Below are 16,813 nucleotides of genomic sequence, written 5' to 3' on the forward strand. Positions count from 1 at the left end.
CGTAGGGGTGGGCTGTGAGCGTCAGAGCGGCCATGCGGTACGTGATGCACCGGATCACCGAGCATCCGGATGCGGACGTGACCTTTGAGGCCAAGTGCCTGCACTGCCAGTGGAAGGCGACACCTTCCACTGAGTCGGAGTCCGTCGATGTGGAGTGCATGAGCCATACGGGCCGGTCCGGTCACGCCGGTTTCCGACGTATCAGGACCTCGTTCGCCATGGTCGTTCGCGCCGAGTAGCGACCCTCCAACAGCGAAACCCTGAACTCCCACCCAAAACGGGTGGCGGCGGTCAGTCATGACCGCGATTAGTTGAGCAGGAAGGTGCAGTGATGCAGAACGCAATCGACCTGTACGCGCTCGACATCAACGGGGCCTCGTTCGTGAAGGCGTGCGGGGGAAACACCCACCCGGACGGCGAGTCGTGCGTGGCCCTGGCCCGGATCGGCGAGGACGCCTGGGCCCTGAGTGACAGCAAACGGCCGGCCGCCGAGCCACTGCGGTTCACCACGGAGGAGCTGGACGCGGCCGGGATCGACCCGGCGCGGTTCGGCCTGTCCGTCTGATCCAACCCCTCCACTCGGTCCCGGTCCACTCCTCCATCGGGCCGGGACCGGCTGCCCCTTCGTCCCTCAAGAGAACTGAACGGGAACGACTTGCATCATCACGGCTATCTGTGGACCGGCCCGAAACAGCGTTTCGACCAGGAAGCGCTACGACGGCCCCCGCATCCTGAGCCGCCTCCGGCCGGAAGCAGGCCGGAACTGATCCAGCGCTACCGCGAGGTGGCGGCGGACTTTCCGACTTCTGATCTGCCGCCGCTGGAAACGGCGTACTGGCTCATCAAGCCACGTTCCTTAGTTCGTGGCACGTGGGATGAACCGAAGGAGGCGGCGGCCTGGATCGGGGAACGACTGGCCGAGTACGCGCCTCGGTTCGCTTCGGAAGCGGAGCGTGACACCATCTATCTGACGCTTCTCGTGAACTCCGCCGCTGAGCGGCTGGGGGAGGGCGGTGATGTGTCCCACGGCTTCTACCTCGAACGCCCCTCGTACCTGTCCCTGGCCGCGGTGACGTGTTCCCCGAATCGCTCGAAGTCCGAACTGGCCTGCCCTGCCCACTAGTCGAAGCAACAAAGAAGCCCCGGCCAATGGCCGGGGCTGTTTCTTTGGGTTGGTTAGAGCAGCGCGCGGAAGGGGTTGGAGTCCGCGAACGGTTCCGAGCGCTGCGGTTCGGGTGCGGACTCGGGGGCCTGCTTCGGTTCCGGGCGGTAGGCGTCCAGACGGACGACCGTTGTGCGATTCTGCCTACGCTCTGCGCTGGCCGGCTGCGGCCTGGGGGCCCGGTTCGACTGCTGTGAGTGAACCGGAGTGTCACCGCGAAGCGTGAAGACGGTAGCCGGTCGGCCGGTCTTCCCGGCGCGTTCCACAGTCACGACGATTCCAGGCAGTTCCTTGACCTCCGCTGCGGTTGCTCCCACGTACGGGAGTACCTGGGAGGACGTGGCGCGTCCGCCGCGCATTTCGATACGGGCCCGCACCTTGTCCTCAAGAGTGAGGGACTGCCGCTTCACCTTAGGGGAGGTCGCACCCTTGGTGATGCGCACGGCGTCCTGCACGGACCGGCGAACCAGGGTGAAGGCGGCGGACAGCATCTCTTCCGTGACCGTCTCCGAGCATTCGGACGCTGCCAGGCAGGCCGCAACTCGTACGGTCTGCTCCGCCGTCCGCTCGATATCGACAGCCTGGTTCTCGGGCAGGGTCTCACCCAGGATGCGGGCGTATCGGCGCACGATCCGCCACAGCGGCCGGGCATCCTCCGCAAGCGTGATCACTCGGGGTCGTGCGGTCGCCCACCCGTACGCGTCGGACAGCTCCGAACCGTCCACCTTCGGCAGGCTCACGCGGTCGTCGTCCAGCATGGGGACCGACCCGAGCAGGAAGGGAAGGATGCGGTTGTACGAGCCTCCGGCCGCTTCCGACTCGCCCACGTACTTGCTCCAGTCGGAGGGGGTGACGTGGCAGTGCAGAACCATGGCGGGGTCGCGTACTTCCTGTGCCTCTTCCTTGGTCGTGTTGCGCAGGGTCGCTCCGTCCCACGCGGCCCGCAGCTTGGTCGTGAACGATGCATCCCGCTTGACCCTGCGGAGCACTTCCGACCATTCCTCTTCCACCACCAGGGCGCGCACGTCGCGCCCATGCTCGGTCTCGGCAGTTGCTTCCTGCTGCTCCCACAGATGGTTGACCATGCTCGCCCCGGAAGTGATCCCGCTGGTGGTGTGAGTCGCTACGAAACGACCCAAGGACTTGTCCAGGACGTGATGGGCGGCCCTCAGCGCTGAGCCCTTGCCCCTGCCCGTTCCGGCCACCAGGGCGGACCACAGCAGCACGGGCCGGGTGTTGCCACGGGAGGACACCTTGACCGTGCCGCCGATGGCGGCGGACCACATCGACAGGGCGGCCACGTACACCCCCAAGGGGTCCGTTTCCAGTTCCGTTACTGTCCGCTTGGGCCGGCCGCGACCCGTTGTGGACGCTGCGTGACACAGACCGACCGGGGTGCCGTCCTCGCAAACAAAGAAACGGTGCCTCCGCCATTTCAGCAGAGGCACCGTTCTCGGGTTTGTGTCAGGAAGGCCAGGTAACCGCAGCCTTCACAATTCCCTTGCTCGGAAGTGTCTCGTCCCAGGTGTTGTCGGCCTTCTTGGTGTCCAGGCCGGGGTAGCGGAGGACCTTGCCGCCGCACAGGTGGAGAGAGTCTACGTAATCGGCGCGGTACTTCTCGCTTTGGCCCGCTCTTGGCTCGTTGAACTGGCTGGCGAACGTAGCGAAGTCGGGATGGCCAGCCACAATATCCACACCGGTCGGCATTGCCGTTGTGGCGGCAACTGTGAACCCTGAGAGACGGGCAACAACGCCATTAGCTGTCACTCCGCCTTCGCCGTAAGCAGCAGCGTTGGCAATTGCCGGGTGTTCAACGAGATATCGCTTCGCCTTCGGAGAAACCACGACGTATCGGTTGGCTTCTGGAACGTCGCTTTCGTCGAGTTCCAGCATCATGTCAAGGATGGCGCCGTAGAGACTCGCTGGAATGGTGCCCGCGCTTGGGGTGATGTTCGGGAGAGCGGTGGCACTGCTGGCGATGACGTTGCCCATGAAAGTGTCAGCCTTTGCGGCAAGGGCACGGATCATCTGCTTGTTGATCGGAGAGTTGAAGTCTCCCGTAGCGAGCTGCACCCGCTCAGCGTCTTCGATCAAGAGCTGTAGGTAGTCCGCCTGGCTGATGGGGATTTCCTGGTCGACAGTTTCCGGCCGTTGAGCCATCATGCCTTCGGGCAGCGAGTATTCGCCCACGGTGGGCCGGATCAGCGAGTTCACATGAACAACGTCACCCTTGTTTCTGATCTCGCCCTCATAGTCCCGGTTGGAGACCAGGCGGGAAGACCAAACAAGCAGGGGGTCGAACTGCACGAGCAGTGAGCTTGCCCATGCTTCCGGCACGAAGGTGAGGGTTCCGGTGTGCTGATACTGAAAGGCCATATAGGTGTCTCCTTCTTACTTTCGATGACGCGCATCGAGAGACACGCGAGGACCTTGATATTGGAATGCGTCCGGATGTGAGCGCCCCGCCCCGGTAAGCTGCGGGAAGAGAGGTTCCTTCTCCGTCTGGAATGGCTCAAGCACCTTGGCTATCGCTTCGGCGGACGGATTGCCGTCCTCTCTAATGAGCCTGGAACTGTCAAGGTAATCAGTGAATCCCTGAGGGAGGGTGATTCCGGCCTTTGCTGCCTGATTCTCCATCTCGGCCCGCGCCAGTCGTCCTGCAAACTCCCGTTCAACCTCAGCCCGGACCGCATCGGAAGGGTCGGCCGACACGCCCTCGGAAATCCGTTCTGCGTCGCTCACGGCGACACCTCCTCAGTAATCAAGTGGAAGACTTCTAACTAACATGGGCCGCTTGAGGGCGGCCCTATACCTCACAACAGGAAAACGAAGAGACAAGTACCCCCTTCCGTAGGTTTCCCCAGATCAACACCTGTTTCGTTTCCTACTGGAAGGAGCTACTTGCCTCTCACCGTTGACCTGATGCCTCACAGGCAGGTTTCCGACGAGACCCCATAACGACTTGGATAGCACCCCGGACAGCTTCCGTGGACTGTCCGCGCCAGAGGCACACCGCCGAGTGTGCATGGCCCCGGAGGATCACTCCTCCACTCATGGGGAATAAATGCCAGACTCACATCCGGCCGGGCAAGTTCAACGGAAGCCAGTAGTCCCGGTTCGCTTGATAACAGTCCTCCAACAGTGGCCGGAACCACTCGGCAACCGGAGACGGGTGCTCTTCGATGTAGGACAGGTTCCGATGCTTGCCCACCCATATCTTCTTGCTTCTGCGGGCCTGCGTACGTGCCCTGGCCTTCTTCTTGTGGATGTCGCAATACTTCCGTGGATTCCCCCGCTTTCGGGGCCTGTCGGGGCTATACAGGGCTACTCCGCAACCACTCCAGCGGCAGCGCTCCCAGACCTCCCGCTTCGGCTGCTCTTTCCCTGACAGTTGGAAACCGCCCGCAGCCACCAGGTCTACCCCCTCATCCACCGTGTCGGCCCCCGGCGCCTTTTCCATCAGTTCCGAGAAAACCTGGGTATTTGGCTCGTAGGAAGGTGCGGAGCAGAGCAGTGCCGCGACAAGCAAGGGGAACACTCCTGTATGGGCGGCTGCGATGCGCTCGTGTTCCGTCTCACTGCTGTTGCGCCAAGGCTGGGGCCAGTCCTCGCACTTTTCCTCTCCAGCTTCATTCAGGATCGCGTCTGCTCGCGCCTCCAGCCTGGCCTGCCCCTTCCGGTCCATGGGCGGGATGGTCCGATTCATGAAGTCCTCTCAGCAAACAAAAAGCCCCCGAATTGCCTCGGGGGCGTACAGTTCTAGCAGTTCTTCAGTTCTGGTCGTCCAGCCACTTTTCCAAATCGGCCGGTCGGCACCGGAGCGACTGGCCCACCTTTCGGAAGGGAATCTGCTCAGCCTTCCAGTTTCCGTATACCCACGACCGGGGTTTGTTCAGGTAGTCGGCCACGTCGTCTACCGTCATCAGCTTTGCACGCATGGATCCCCTAAAAGAAAAGCCCCCAGTTCCCTGGGGGCTAGTTGTGCGCAGTATCAGTAATAGCGAATCTCAGTTCCGACCGTCTCCAGATTCAGTGAAGGCCGCCAGCACCTGCGTGGCTTTCTCTGTCAGGTCACCGCCAGCCTTGCCCGCAACGGTGGTCAGATATCCCTCTCTTCTCGCGCGCTTGAGATGGTCCTTCACGGTCTCGGGGCGGCGGCCGATGAGCCGTGCCAACCACGGAACAGGCGCCGGAGCCCCCAAGTCGGCCATGGTCTTGTAGGTCGCGGCCAACGTAGCCAAGTAAGGCTCCGACACACCCTCGTTGGCCAGCAGTAGGCCCGCCGACGATCCCGCTTCCTCCACCTTCGCTGTCACCTCCTCCATGCCCTGTTGCAGTTCAGGTGCCGTCTCCGCCAGTTTCATGGCCGCCGCCAGGTCGAGCCTGCGCAGCACAGTCGTAGAGATCCCGCGCGCCACGTCCCGAGTCGCGGCGCCTTCTGCCGCCTCAACAGTGATCCGCTGCGGCCCTCCGGTGATCGGTCCCGTCGGCCACCACATGCGGATCACCCAAGCCCCTTGCTGCTGGGTGATCTCGAACCCGCTCTCATTCGCTTCCACACTTTCGAACGTACCACACAGGGTGTACCACCCCGTGTTGACAACCCAGGGTGGACCATGCGCAGACTGGATCACGCCGGACAACCGGCGCGACGCCGGGCCGTCCGTGCGTCATCGACAGAGGGGGGCCGCCTCAGTGGCAAGGGCATGGGTCGCGCGATCCAAGGACGACCCGAAGAAGTGGACGACGTTCTGGTACGACCCTGACGGGAAGCAACGGCAGAAGACGTTCGCCACCAAGACGCGGGCAGACGACCAGCGCAAGCGCAAGGAACAGGAACTCGACGCCGGAACGTACCTCGACGATCGGTTGGGCAAGCAGCCGGTGACAGCCGTCTGGGAGCAGTGGACCAATCAAAGGAAGCTGGAGAACAGCACCAAGAAGCAGTACCGATCCATCCTCAACACGACCATTGAGCCGTTCTTCAAGGCCCGTTCCATCGTGTCCCTGAAGGTCGCTGACGTTGAGCAGTGGCTCTTGTGGATGGAACAGGACCGGAAACTGTCCGCTCGCACACGGCGTCAGCGGTTCTCGTTCTTCTCCGGGATGATGGACTGGGCCGTCGTCAACGAGATCATCGGCCGAAACCCGTGCAAGAGGGTCAAGGGCGCAGGGAGCCGCGCCAAGGAGATCCGGGAGCACAAAAGCACCGCCCGGCGACTCACGACGCGGGAAGTCCTGGCGATGCTCGATGCCGCTCCTCCGCGATACCGCGCGATGCTGTGGCTCATGGCCGGGTGTGGCCTGCGGCTGGGTGAGGCCATGGCGGTGTCCCGCGATCAGATCGACTTCAAGGCCGAGACGCTTCGCGTCGACTTCCAGATTGCGGAGGACGGAGACACAGCATCGGGGAAGAACAGCGCCATCCAGCGTCGGCACATCAAGTCTCGTGACGAAGGCGAGCCAGGGCGTTCCGTCCCCCTCCCGCCGAACGTCGCCTTCGAGCTTCGGCGGCACATCAAGAACCACGGCGTATGGGGGCCGGAGCGGCTTCTCTTCCCCAACGTGACGCGGACTGGCTACCTCTACGCGTCGTACTTCTACCCGAAGATCTGGATGGAGGCTCTGGGCAAGGGACAGGTGAAGTACTGCAAGGCTCACTCGCTCCGGCACTACTACGGGTCGCGGCTGCTGTACGCCGGAGTCCCCGAGAACGACGTGGCCGACTGGATGGGCCACAGCAGTACTGACGTGCTCAGGGAGCACTATCACTACATCTTCGAAGGGGCCGAGCAGCGCGGCCGCGCAGCCATCGCAACCATGCTGACGCCCGGCGCGGACGACCCCTCGGAGGCGTCAGAGGTCGCCTGATCCACCTACGACAACAGCCCCCGGCGTCATGCCGGGGGCTGTGTTGTTTGTGCAGGTCAGTGGCTGTTTTCAGCCCGGCATCTACCCAGGATTCCCCCAGTATGACGCCCAGGAACAGCCCTGATCGGGCCGCAACGGGCAGAAAGCCGAGAGTGCCCCTTCGGACCTTCGAAACAGCTCCTGACCTGCAAAAATCCTGCTACGGAAGGTTCCTTGCCATCACGATCCGCTGGACTTGATTCGTGCCTTCATAAATCTGGGTGATCTTGGCGTCGCGCATCATGCGCTCGACCGGGTAGTCGCGGGTGTAGCCATAGCCGCCGAGGAGCTGGACGGCGTCCGTGGTGACCTCCATGGCGATGTCGGAGGCGAAGCACTTGGCGGCGGCGCCCTGGAAGGTGAGGTCCTTGTCGCCGCGCTCGGACTTGGCCGCCGCCTGGTACGTCAGGGCGCGGGCGGCCTCCACCTTCATGGCCATGTCGGCCAGCATGAACTGGATTCCCTGGAAGTCGGCGATCGGCTTGCCGAACTGCTTGCGCTCCTGGACATAGCCCTTGGCGTAGTCGAGGGCACCCTGGGCGACGCCGAGGGCCTGGGCGGCGATGGTGATACGGGTGTGGTCCAGGGTCTTCATCGCCGTGGCGAAGCCGGTGCCCTCCTCGCCGATGATGCGGTCGGCGGGGATGCGGACGTTGTCGAGGTAGACCTCACGGGTCGGGGAGCCCTTGATGCCGAGCTTCTTCTCCGGGGCGCCGAAGGAGACACCCTCGTCGGCCTTCTCGACGACGAACGCGGAGATCCCCTTGGAGCGCTTCTCCGGGTCCGTGACGGCCATGACCGTGTAGTAGTCGGAGACGCCCGCGTTGGTGATCCAGCGCTTCACGCCGTTGAGGATCCAGTGGTCGCCGTCGCGGACCGCGCGGGTCTTCATGCCGGCCGCGTCGGAACCGGCGTCCGGCTCGGAGAGGCAGTACGAGAACATCGCGTCGCCCTTGGCCAGCGGGCCCAGGTACTTCTTCTTCAGCTCCTCGGAGCCGGAGAGGATCACCGGCAGCGAGCCGAGCTTGTTGACGGCCGGGATCAGGGAGGAGGACACACAGGCGCGGGCCACCTCCTCGATCACGATGACCGTGGCGAGCGCGTCGGCGCCGGCGCCGCCGTACTCCTCGGGGACATGAACGGCGTGCAGGTCGTTGGCGACCAGCGCGTCCAGCGCCTCCTGCGGGAAGCGCGCCTCCTCGTCCACGGCGGCGGCGTGGGGCGCGATCTTCGCCTCGGCGAGGGAACGGATCGCGTCACGGAGCATGTCGTGCTCCTCGGACGGGCGGTACAGGTCGAAATCAGCCGATCCGGCCAAGGTCTCTCACGCTCCTGACGCTAACTACCGTTAAGTAACACGAATTTTAGAGCCCTGCCCGTGCGACGGGTACGTGAGTTTGCCGACAGGCCCCGATCTCCGGGCAATCTGCCCCGTGAAGGGGTCGAACACGCCCCGACTATGCTCACGGGCACGCCCGCGCATCGACTGGCACTGACTGTGCGGGCGCGCACCCCCCACGGCCGGACATCCCAGGAGCACACCCATGGCCCTCAAGATCACCGTGATCGGCACCGGCTATCTCGGCGCGACGCACGCCGCGGCCATGGCCGAGCTGGGGTTCGAGGTGCTCGGGCTCGATGTCGTCGAAGAGAAGATCGACATGCTCCGGCGGGGCGAGGTCCCCATGTACGAGCCGGGTCTTGAGGAGTTGCTGCGTAGGCATGTCGCCGGGATCGAGGGGTCCAGCGGGCGGCTGCGCTTCACGACCGACTACGCCGAGGTCGCGGCGTTCGGCGATGTCCACTTCGTCTGTGTGAACACCCCGCAGCGGCACGGCGAGTACGCCTGCGACATGAGTTACGTCGACGCGGCCTTCGCCTCGCTCGCCCCGCATCTGACGGGCCCGGCGCTGGTGGTGGGCAAGTCGACCGTGCCGGTCGGTTCGGCGGACCGGCTGGCCGCCTATCTCGCCGAGCACGCGCCCGCCGGGGAGGACGCCGAGCTGGCCTGGAACCCGGAGTTCCTGCGCGAGGGCTTCGCGGTGAACGACACGCTGCACCCGGACCGGATCGTGGTGGGGGTGCGCAGCGAGCGCGCCGAGAAGCTGCTGCGCGAGGTGTACGCGACGCCGGTCGGCGAGGGCTCGCCGTTCGTGCTCACCGACTTCCCGACCGCCGAACTGGTGAAGACGTCCGCGAACTCCTTCCTGGCCACCAAGATCTCCTTCATCAACGCCATGGCAGAGGTGTGCGAGGCCGCCGGGGGCGATGTCGCCAAGCTGGCGGAGGCCATCGGGTACGACGACCGGATCGGCAGGAAGTTCCTGCGGGCGGGGATCGGCTTCGGCGGCGGCTGTCTGCCGAAGGACATCCGGGCGTTCATGGCGCGCGCCGGTGAGCTGGGCGCCGACCAGGCGCTGACGTTCCTGCGTGAGATCGACTCCATCAACATGCGCCAGCGCGGTCAGATGGTGGAGCTGGCCCGGCAGGCGCTGGGCGGCGGCTCCTTCCTCGGCAAGCGGGTCGCGGTGCTGGGCGCCACCTTCAAGCCCGACTCCGACGACGTACGCGACTCCCCCGCCCTCAACGTGGCCGGGCAGATCCACCTCCAGGGCGGCCAGGTCACCGTCTACGACCCCAAGGGCATGGACAACGCCCGGCGGCTCTTCCCGACGCTCGGGTACGCGGAGTCCGCGCTCGCGGCCGTACGGGGCGCCGACATCGTGCTGCATCTGACGGAGTGGAGCGAGTTCCGCGAGCTGGACCCGGCGGCGCTCGGCGAGGTGGCGTCGACGCGGCTCGTGCTCGACGGCCGTAACGCGCTGGACCCGGAGCTGTGGCGGCGGGCGGGCTGGACGTACCGGGCGATGGGGCGGCCGACGGCGTAACGCCACGGCCGCGGCGGACGCCGTGGCTTCGTGCGGGACAGCGCGGGGTGACGCCGTTCCGGCCGAGGCTCAGTCGGCCGGAACGGCGTCTTTCCCTATTCTCCACCGTTCCGGCGCCCGGCGGGGGCGAAGCGCTTACTTCGCTCGGTATCGGCGCATCTTCGCGCGGGCGCCGCACACCTGCATCGAGCACCAGCGGCCCCGGCCGGCCGGGCTGCGGTCGTAGTACGCCCAATGGCAGTCGGGGGCCTCGCAGGCCTTGAGGCGCTGCCAGGTGCCCGCCGTGAGGGCCTCGGCGACGGCGGCGGCCACGCGGGAGAGCAGGGGGGCCGGGTCGGCGGCGGGGCGCAGGGTCGCGGAGCCGTCCTCGGTGGAGACCGCGACGACAAGGGGTGCGGCGGCCAGCAGTTCACCGAGCGGGGTCACCGGGCCGTGCGGTGGGTGACCGGCGTGGGCCAGCAGGGTCGCGCGCAGGGACTCCCGCAGATCGCGTACGTCCGTCAGGTCCTCGCCGTCCGTCAGGTCCAGGCGGGCGCGGCCCTCCGGGGTCTCCAGGGCGTCGGCACCCGACTCCAGGTCCAGCGTGTTCACCAGGCTCTCGACGAGGGCCAGGCCGCCGGGGGCGGACGCTCTCTCACTCATGCGACGACGTTACCTCTTATGGGAATGCATGAGGTAACCGTTACTGGTTACCCTTCCCTATAGGTAACCGCACGGGTGACCGAGGTCACGTGAGCAGGAACGAGCAAGGAGAAGGCCATGGCCATCGCCAAGCTGAACGTCGTCGTTCTGGACTGTCCCGATCCGGCCGCGCTCTCCGGGTTCTATGCCGAGGTGGTCGGCGGGAAGGCGAGCGGGGAGGGGGACTGGGTGGACCTGGAGGTGCCGGGCGGGGGTGCGCGGCTGGCGTTCCAGCGGGCGCCGGGGTTCGTGGCGCCCGAGTGGCCCTCGGCGGAGCGGTCGCAGCAGTTCCATCTCGATCTCTACGTGGAGGACATGGACGCGGCGGAGAAGGAGGTGCTGGCGCTGGGGGCGACGGTGCTGGACGCGGCGGATCGTGAGCGGGGGTGGCGGGTGTACGCGGATCCGGCGGGGCATCCGTTCTGTCTTTGCCGAGGCTGATGACTCTGCTGCGCAATTCCAGGGAGCCTCCGCCGCCCGGACCGAGACCTGCGATGACGCGGTGGCCGGTGCGGCTTTCCCAGCGGGTCCCTGCTGCTCAGCCGAATTGCGCAGCAGAGTCGCTGATTTCGCGGTAGAGGGAGGGGGTGCGGGGAGCTGAGCGACCGCGGGTCGAATGTGGCTGGTCGCGCAGTTCCCCGCACCCCTGACGGGCGCGGCCCCCGTCAGCCGTCCAGCTCCGTGATGCTCGCCGTCGAGGCCTCTCGGCGGTCCTTCGCCGCTCTGGCCGTGAAGTCGGCGGTGCGGAGGACTCGTTGGACGTTGCCCCAGGTGAGGAGGGCGAGGTCTGGTTCGGACCAGCCTCGGTGCATGAGTTCGGCGACGAGGTGGGGGTAGCAGGAGGCGTCGGTGAGGTCCCTCGGGTGGGCGGCACCGGAGTCGTAGGTGCCGGAGAGGCCGACGCACTCGGGGCCGGCGATCGCGCGGACATGGTCGAGGTGGTCGGCGACATCGCGGATCGAGGGGCCGGTCTGCTCGGCGGTGAGCGGCACCATGCACAGGCCTCGGGCCTCGCCCAGCGCGGCGAGGAGGTCGTCGGCGAGGTTGGCGGGGTGGGCGCGCAGGGCGCCGGCCGCCGAGCGGGTGCACACGACCGGCGCGCGGGAGACCTCGAGCGCCCGGCGGACGGTCTGCTCGGAGGCACCGGAGAGGTCGGCGAGGACGCCGATGCGGTTCATCTCGCGGACCACCTCCTCGCCGAACCTGCTCAGCCCGGACTCGCCCGCCCAGGACGCGCCCGTGAGGGTCAGCGCCTTGAGGCCGAGCGCGTGCAGGGCGCGCAGGATGCCGAGGGAGTCGCCGATCGCGGGGGCTCCGGCGGGGCCGAGGAGCACGGCGACACGGCCGCAGTTGCGGGCGTCGGTGGTCTCCCCCGCGCTGTGCGTCAGCCGCAGGCCCTCGGGGTGGGCGTGGACGACCGTCCGGACCAGGTCCAGCTGCTCCAGCGTGGCGCCGACGGCCCGCTCGCCCTCCAGCCCCTCCGGCAGGTGCAGCGACCAGAACAGCGCGCCGATATGGCCCTTGCGCATCCGCGGCACATCGGTGTCGACCCCGCCCCCGCCCAGCTCCAGGTCGAACCGGGGCAACTGCCGCAGCACCCACGGCAGCCCGCTGTACCCGTCGGCGACGGGGTGCGCGGCGAGGAAGGCGTGCGCGTCGGCCAGCTCGGAGGAGGGCTCCGAAGAGGGGTCGGCCGCCTCGGGCTCGGTGACGGCCCCGAACGTGGCGACGGCCTCGGAGGCGTCGGTGGTGGAGGCCGGGGCGGTACTGGTGGCTACGGCACGACCGCCGCGGAGTCGCCGACCGCCACCGGCCCGGTCACCGACCGCTCCGCCGCCTTCACCTTCGCCTTCGGCACGGCCGTCCTCGGACCTGCCGTCCTCAGGTCGGCCGTCCTCAGGTCGACCGTCCTCAGGTCGGCCGTCCTCAGGTCGGCCGGGAGCGTCCTGGCCGCCGGGGGCTATCGGCTCCGGTGCCGGTGGGCGTCGGTCCCGTTTGGGCTTGGGCTTGGTGGGGGTGGGGGGCGTGTCGAGTTCGCCGGCCTCCCCGGTGGCCTGCAGTTCGTCCTGCAGATCTGCCATGGCGGACCTCCGTAGCCGTTGGGTGATCGCAGTACTCGTCACCGTGGCACGGAGGCCGCCCGCCTTCCTGCGGGGTGGGGCGTTCGGGTTGTACGGCCGCGACGGGGCCGCCGTACGCCACCCGGGTGATGCCCGGACGGCGTACAGGCGGCGGTCCGGGCACCGATCCGGGCGGCGCCCGGTGTCACCCGTCCAGCTGAGCCAGTGTCGCGTTGGACGGGCCCGTGCGGGCCCGCAGATCCCGGGCCACGTCCTCCGCCGCGCCCAGCACCCGGACCGCGTTGCGCCAGGTCAGCTTGGCCAGGTCGGTCCGGGACCAGCCGCGGTCGAGCAGCTCGGCGATCAGGTTCGGGTAGCAGGAGACGTCGCCCAGGCCGTCCGGGGTGAAGGCCGTGCCGTCGTAGTCGCCGCCGATGCCGAGGTGGTCGACACCGGCGACCTCGCGCATGTGGTCGAGATGGTCCGCGACCGTGGACACCGTGGCGACCGGGCGCGGGCTGCGCTCCTCGAAGGCGCGGTGGACCGCCATCCCCTCGGGGGTGGTGTCGAGGTGGTGCAGTCCGTGGGCCCGCATGTTCTCGTCGGCTGCGGCCGTCCAGTCCACGGCGGCCTGGAGCACGAACTTCGGTACGAACGTCACCATCGCCACTCCCCCGTTGGCCGGGAGGCGTTCGAGGACGTCGTCCGGGATGTTGCGGGGGTGGTCGCAGACGGCCCGTGCCGAGGAGTGGGAGAAGATCACCGGGGCGACGGACGTGTCCAGCGCGTCGCGCATCGTCGTCGCGGCGACATGCGAGAGGTCGACGAGCATGCCCTCGCGGTTCATCTCCCGCACGACCGCCCGGCCGAAGGCGGACAGCCCGCCGACCGCCTCCTTGTCCGTGGCGGAGTCGGCCCAGGCGATGTTGTCGTTGTGGGTGAGCGTCATATAGCGGACGCCGAGCGCGTACAGCGCCCGCAGGGTGGCGAGGCTGTTGTCGATGGAGTGGCCGCCCTCGGCGCCCATCAGCGAGGCGACCCGGCCCTCGGCACGGGCCGCCTCCATGTCGGCGGCGGTCAGCGCGGCCCGCAGCTCCGCCGGGTAACGGTCGATCAACTGCCGTACGCAGTCGATCTGTTCGAGGGTCGCGGGTACGGCGCCCGGCAGGAACGCGCTGTCCGAGGGCACGTACACCGACCAGAACTGCGCCCCGACCCCGCCCGCGCGCAGCCGCGCCAGGTCGGTGTGGAGGAAGGCGCTCTGGTCGATGGCGATGTCCCGCGCGTCCAGGTCGTAGCGGACCTGCTCGCGCAGCGCCCAGGGCAGATCGTTGTGCCCGTCCGCGACCGGGAACTCCCGCAGCAGCTCCCGGGCCGCCTCCAGCGATGCCATGTCCATGCCCATACTCATATCCCCCGTGATCCCGGTCATTCCGCGATGTCCGCGATATCCGCCATGTCTGCCCCGTCTGCCCTGTCTGCCCTGTCTGCCCTGTCTGCCCGTCGCCCTGCCCTTGTCCGCCCGTCGTCGCCGGGTCTACTTCCCGAAACCGAAGCCGTCGCCCGCGCCCTCGACCTTGGCGCGCAGGCGCTTGCCCTTCTCGGTGGCCTGGTCGTTCAGCTCCTGCTGGAACTCCCGCATCCGGCCGAGGAGTTCCTCGTCGTGCGTGGCCAGGATGCGGGCGGCCAGCAGACCGGCGTTACGGGCCCCGGCGACGGAGACCGTGGCGACGGGCACGCCGGCCGGCATCTGCACGATCGACAGCAGGGAGTCCATGCCGTCGAGGTACTTCAGCGGCACGGGCACACCGATGACCGGCAGCGGGGTCACGGACGCGAGCATGCCCGGCAGATGGGCGGCGCCACCCGCGCCCGCGATGATCACCTTGAGTCCCCGGCCCGCGGCCTCCTCGCCGTACGCGACCATCTCGCGCGGCATCCGGTGCGCGGAGACGACATCGACCTCGTACGCGATCTCGAACTCGTCGAGGGCCTGTGCGGCGGCCTCCATGACGGGCCAGTCGGAGTCCGACCCCATGACGATGCCTACGACGGGGCTCATTCGGTGATCGTGCCTCTCAGGTAACCGGCGGCGTGACGGGCGCGCTCCAGCACGTCGTCGAGGTCGTCGCCGTAGGTGTTGACGTGTCCGACCTTACGACCGGGCTTCACGTCCTTGCCGTACATGTGGATCTTGAGCTGCGGGTCGCGGGCCATGCAGTGCAGATACGCGGAGTACATGTCCGGGTAGTCGCCGCCGAGGACGTTGACCATGACGGTCCACCTCGCGCGCGGGCGCGGGTCGCCGAGCGGGAGGTCGAGGACGGCCCGGACATGGTTGGCGAACTGGCTGGTGATCGCGCCGTCCTGGCTCCAGTGGCCGGAGTTGTGGGGGCGCATGGCCAGCTCGTTGACGAGGACGCGGCCGTCGCGGGTCTGGAACAGCTCGACGGCGAGGTGGCCGACGACGTCCAGCTCCTTGGCGATGCTCAGGGCCATCTCCTCGGCGCGCAGCGCGAGGGCCGGGTCGAGGTCGGGGGCGGGCGCGATGACGGTGTCGCAGACGCCGTTCACCTGCCGCGACTCCACGACCGGGTACGCGACGGCCTGGCCGTGCGGCGACCGTACGACGTTCGCGGCCAGCTCCCGTACGAAGTCGACCTTCTCCTCGGCGAGGACGGGCACGCCGGCGCGGAAGGGCTCGGCGGCGTCCTCGACCGACCGGACGACCCAGACGCCCTTGCCGTCGTAGCCGCCGCGGACCGTCTTGAGGATGACCGGAAACCCATCGCCCTCGGCGCCCTCGGGGAGTCCCTCGGCGGCGAAGGCGGCCACGTCGTCGGGGTCCGCGACGATGCGATGCCGTGGGCACGGCACACCGATCGCGTCGAGCCGGGCGCGCATCACCCCCTTGTCCTGGGCGTGCTGGAGCGCGTCCGGGCCGGGGCGGACGGGGATGCCGTCCGCCTCCAGTGCCCGTAGATGCTCGGTGGGTACATGTTCGTGATCGAAGGTGATCACGTCGCAGCCCTGCGCGAACGCACGCAGCGTGTCCAGGTCGCGGTAGTCGCCGATGACGACATCACCGACGACCTGCGCCGCGGAATCCTGAGGGGTGTCACTGAGGAGCTTGAACCTGATGCCGAGCGGGATGCCCGCCTCGTGTGTCATACGAGCGAGCTGGCCACCGCCGACCATGCCGACTACCGGGAACGTCACGACCCCAGGGTATCGGCCACGGAATCGGCCACTCCCGGGTGCCCGATTTCCCCGCCCATTTCCCCCCTGGACCGCCCCCGGGCCTCTCCCGTATCCCGGCTGTGAGCTTCCGCACAGGCATTGCCCAGGGGCGCTGGTTAGCATGGCTGAACCAGTGGATTTCGACCGAAGATCACCACAGATCGATTCGGATCTCCTCATTTCACCGACCGACGGGGCCGCACACGATGGGAAGTACCAGCTCGGGGCCCGCGACGAAGCGTCCTGATACGAGGCCCCGCGGCGCCCTGCGTCGCCGGCTCGACCTGCTCGTACGGGAGGTCGCCAAGTTCGGCGCGGTGGGCGGGGCGGGGCTCCTGGTGAACCTCGCGGTATTCAACCTGATGCGGCACACCACCGATCTGCAGGTCGTCCGGGCCAGCGTCATAGCCACGGTCGTCGCCATCGCGTTCAACTACGTCGGGTTCCGCTACTTCACGTACCGGGACCGCGACAAGAGCGGCCGTACGAAGGAACTCTCGCTCTTCCTGCTGTTCAGCGCGGTCGGCCTCGTGATCGAGAACGGCGTCCTCTACACCGCCACGTACGGCTTCGGCTGGGACAGCCCGCTGCAGTCCAACGTCTTCAAGTTCCTCGGCATCGGCGTCGCCACCCTCTTCCGTTTCTGGTCCTACCGCACCTGGGTCTTCCGAGCCCTCCCGGCCCGCGAGGCGGTGGCCAGCGCCGAATCCTTCCTCGAAGCGGGAGCCGCCCACCCACCCGCCCTCACCGGCGGTGCAGGGAAGCGACCGAACAGCAGGGCGTAGAGGGCCTGGAGGGGCCTTGGAGGGGCCTTGGAGGGGCCTTGGAAAAGCAAGGGGCGCAGCCCCGGCTTTTCAGGGGCGCGGGGAACT

Annotated in this window: 19 protein-coding genes; 7 read left to right on the top strand and 12 right to left on the bottom strand. The window is 67.5% G+C overall.

The features are described 5' to 3' along the window. The first annotated feature begins 32 nt into the window (after window positions 1-32). The 3 genes from F9278_RS49035 to F9278_RS18650 all read left to right on the top strand — a co-directional run bounded on the left by F9278_RS49035 (window position 33) and on the right by F9278_RS18650 (window position 1,123). On the top strand, window positions 33-239 hold the full coding sequence (locus F9278_RS49035) for a DUF7848 domain-containing protein (protein ID WP_450373538.1): 207 nt from the start codon (window positions 33-35) through the stop codon (window positions 237-239). A 92-nt stretch (window positions 240-331) separates the two neighbouring features. Then, entirely contained in the window at window positions 332-565 is a 234-nt protein-coding gene (locus F9278_RS18645; RefSeq protein WP_152169381.1) for a DUF397 domain-containing protein, read from the top strand. A 90-nt stretch (window positions 566-655) separates the two neighbouring features. Beyond that, window positions 656-1,123, top strand: coding sequence for a hypothetical protein (locus tag F9278_RS18650; protein WP_152169382.1), 468 nt, complete (start codon window positions 656-658; stop codon window positions 1,121-1,123). A 53-nt stretch (window positions 1,124-1,176) separates the two neighbouring features. Here F9278_RS18650 and F9278_RS18655 read toward each other — a convergent pair whose 3' ends face one another. The 6 genes from F9278_RS18655 to F9278_RS18680 form a co-directional block, all read right to left on the bottom strand. Next, the gene (locus tag F9278_RS18655; protein ID WP_226967303.1) at window positions 1,177-2,469 is read right to left on the bottom strand and encodes a DUF3987 domain-containing protein; all 1,293 of its coding nucleotides are present in this window, start codon (window positions 2,467-2,469) and stop codon (window positions 1,177-1,179) included. Window positions 2,470-2,626: 157 nt separating this feature from the next. Further along, complete coding sequence (locus F9278_RS18660; RefSeq protein WP_152169383.1) at window positions 2,627-3,538, bottom strand: hypothetical protein; 912 nt, start codon at window positions 3,536-3,538, stop codon at window positions 2,627-2,629. 15 nt (window positions 3,539-3,553) lie between these two features. Beyond that, on the bottom strand, window positions 3,554-3,904 hold the full coding sequence (locus F9278_RS18665) for a hypothetical protein (RefSeq protein ID WP_152169384.1): 351 nt from the start codon (window positions 3,902-3,904) through the stop codon (window positions 3,554-3,556). 331 nt (window positions 3,905-4,235) lie between these two features. Next, on the bottom strand, window positions 4,236-4,847 hold the full coding sequence (locus tag F9278_RS18670; RefSeq protein WP_152169385.1) for a hypothetical protein: 612 nt from the start codon (window positions 4,845-4,847) through the stop codon (window positions 4,236-4,238). 85 nt (window positions 4,848-4,932) lie between these two features. Continuing rightward, on the bottom strand, window positions 4,933-5,100 hold the full coding sequence (locus F9278_RS18675; RefSeq protein ID WP_226966803.1) for a helix-turn-helix domain-containing protein: 168 nt from the start codon (window positions 5,098-5,100) through the stop codon (window positions 4,933-4,935). A gap of 69 nt (window positions 5,101-5,169) precedes the next feature. Next, window positions 5,170-5,721 carry a hypothetical protein gene (locus F9278_RS18680; RefSeq protein ID WP_152169386.1) on the bottom strand — a complete coding sequence of 184 codons (552 nt, stop codon included), beginning with the start codon at window positions 5,719-5,721 and terminating at the stop codon, window positions 5,170-5,172. Between the two features lie 136 nt (window positions 5,722-5,857). On the opposite strand from F9278_RS18680, the gene F9278_RS18685 reads away from it, so the two are divergent. Continuing rightward, the gene (locus F9278_RS18685) at window positions 5,858-7,033 is read left to right on the top strand and encodes a tyrosine-type recombinase/integrase (RefSeq protein ID WP_152169387.1); all 1,176 of its coding nucleotides are present in this window, start codon (window positions 5,858-5,860) and stop codon (window positions 7,031-7,033) included. 199 nt (window positions 7,034-7,232) lie between these two features. Here F9278_RS18685 and F9278_RS18690 read toward each other — a convergent pair whose 3' ends face one another. Further along, window positions 7,233-8,390 (bottom strand): acyl-CoA dehydrogenase, encoded by a 1,158-nt coding sequence (locus tag F9278_RS18690; RefSeq protein WP_152169388.1) that lies wholly within the window; start codon window positions 8,388-8,390, stop codon window positions 7,233-7,235. A gap of 226 nt (window positions 8,391-8,616) precedes the next feature. On the opposite strand from F9278_RS18690, the gene F9278_RS18695 reads away from it, so the two are divergent. After that, window positions 8,617-9,960 carry a UDP-glucose dehydrogenase family protein gene (locus F9278_RS18695; protein WP_152169389.1) on the top strand — a complete coding sequence of 448 codons (1,344 nt, stop codon included), beginning with the start codon at window positions 8,617-8,619 and terminating at the stop codon, window positions 9,958-9,960. A 135-nt stretch (window positions 9,961-10,095) separates the two neighbouring features. Here F9278_RS18695 and F9278_RS18700 read toward each other — a convergent pair whose 3' ends face one another. Beyond that, a complete protein-coding gene (locus F9278_RS18700; protein WP_152169390.1) occupies window positions 10,096-10,602 on the bottom strand; it encodes a CGNR zinc finger domain-containing protein in 507 nt (168 codons plus the stop codon). Window positions 10,603-10,719: 117 nt separating this feature from the next. On the opposite strand from F9278_RS18700, the gene F9278_RS18705 reads away from it, so the two are divergent. Then, window positions 10,720-11,082, top strand: coding sequence for a VOC family protein (locus tag F9278_RS18705; protein WP_152169391.1), 363 nt, complete (start codon window positions 10,720-10,722; stop codon window positions 11,080-11,082). Between the two features lie 224 nt (window positions 11,083-11,306). Here the strand turns inward: F9278_RS18705 and F9278_RS18710 are convergent, their stop codons facing one another. The 4 genes from F9278_RS18710 to F9278_RS18730 form a co-directional block, all read right to left on the bottom strand. Continuing rightward, the gene (locus F9278_RS18710; protein WP_226966804.1) at window positions 11,307-12,722 is read right to left on the bottom strand and encodes a dipeptidase; all 1,416 of its coding nucleotides are present in this window, start codon (window positions 12,720-12,722) and stop codon (window positions 11,307-11,309) included. A 184-nt stretch (window positions 12,723-12,906) separates the two neighbouring features. Continuing rightward, window positions 12,907-14,094 carry a dipeptidase gene (locus tag F9278_RS18720; protein WP_152173945.1) on the bottom strand — a complete coding sequence of 396 codons (1,188 nt, stop codon included), beginning with the start codon at window positions 14,092-14,094 and terminating at the stop codon, window positions 12,907-12,909. A gap of 144 nt (window positions 14,095-14,238) precedes the next feature. Further along, entirely contained in the window at window positions 14,239-14,763 is a 525-nt protein-coding gene (purE, locus tag F9278_RS18725; RefSeq protein WP_152169392.1) for a 5-(carboxyamino)imidazole ribonucleotide mutase, read from the bottom strand. After that, entirely contained in the window at window positions 14,760-15,920 is a 1,161-nt protein-coding gene (locus F9278_RS18730; protein ID WP_152169393.1) for a 5-(carboxyamino)imidazole ribonucleotide synthase, read from the bottom strand. Before F9278_RS18730 ends, purE begins: the two co-directional genes overlap by 4 nt. A gap of 227 nt (window positions 15,921-16,147) precedes the next feature. Between F9278_RS18730 and F9278_RS18735 the strand changes: the two genes are divergently transcribed. Then, a complete protein-coding gene (locus F9278_RS18735) occupies window positions 16,148-16,726 on the top strand; it encodes a GtrA family protein (RefSeq protein WP_152169394.1) in 579 nt (192 codons plus the stop codon). Window positions 16,727-16,813: the final 87 nt, after the last annotated feature.

Source organism: Streptomyces phaeolivaceus (assembly GCF_009184865.1).
Taxonomy (GTDB): Bacteria; Actinomycetota; Actinomycetes; order Streptomycetales; family Streptomycetaceae; genus Streptomyces; species Streptomyces phaeolivaceus.

Coding starts and splice junctions, on each gene's coding strand:
- F9278_RS18735 (WP_152169394.1), top strand. CDS start 16,148: ATGGGAAGTACCAGCTCGGGGCCCGCGACGAAGCGTCCTGATACGAGG.
- F9278_RS18660 (WP_152169383.1), bottom strand. CDS start 3,538: ATGGCCTTTCAGTATCAGCACACCGGAACCCTCACCTTCGTGCCGGAA.
- purE (WP_152169392.1), bottom strand. CDS start 14,763: ATGAGCCCCGTCGTAGGCATCGTCATGGGGTCGGACTCCGACTGGCCC.
- F9278_RS18670 (WP_152169385.1), bottom strand. CDS start 4,847: ATGGACCGGAAGGGGCAGGCCAGGCTGGAGGCGCGAGCAGACGCGATC.
- F9278_RS18710 (WP_226966804.1), bottom strand. CDS start 12,722: ATGGCAGATCTGCAGGACGAACTGCAGGCCACCGGGGAGGCCGGCGAA.
- F9278_RS18705 (WP_152169391.1), top strand. CDS start 10,720: ATGGCCATCGCCAAGCTGAACGTCGTCGTTCTGGACTGTCCCGATCCG.
- F9278_RS18695 (WP_152169389.1), top strand. CDS start 8,617: ATGGCCCTCAAGATCACCGTGATCGGCACCGGCTATCTCGGCGCGACG.
- F9278_RS18645 (WP_152169381.1), top strand. CDS start 332: ATGCAGAACGCAATCGACCTGTACGCGCTCGACATCAACGGGGCCTCG.
- F9278_RS49035 (WP_450373538.1), top strand. CDS start 33: ATGCGGTACGTGATGCACCGGATCACCGAGCATCCGGATGCGGACGTG.
- F9278_RS18700 (WP_152169390.1), bottom strand. CDS start 10,602: ATGAGTGAGAGAGCGTCCGCCCCCGGCGGCCTGGCCCTCGTCGAGAGC.
- F9278_RS18675 (WP_226966803.1), bottom strand. CDS start 5,100: ATGCGTGCAAAGCTGATGACGGTAGACGACGTGGCCGACTACCTGAAC.
- F9278_RS18720 (WP_152173945.1), bottom strand. CDS start 14,094: ATGGCATCGCTGGAGGCGGCCCGGGAGCTGCTGCGGGAGTTCCCGGTC.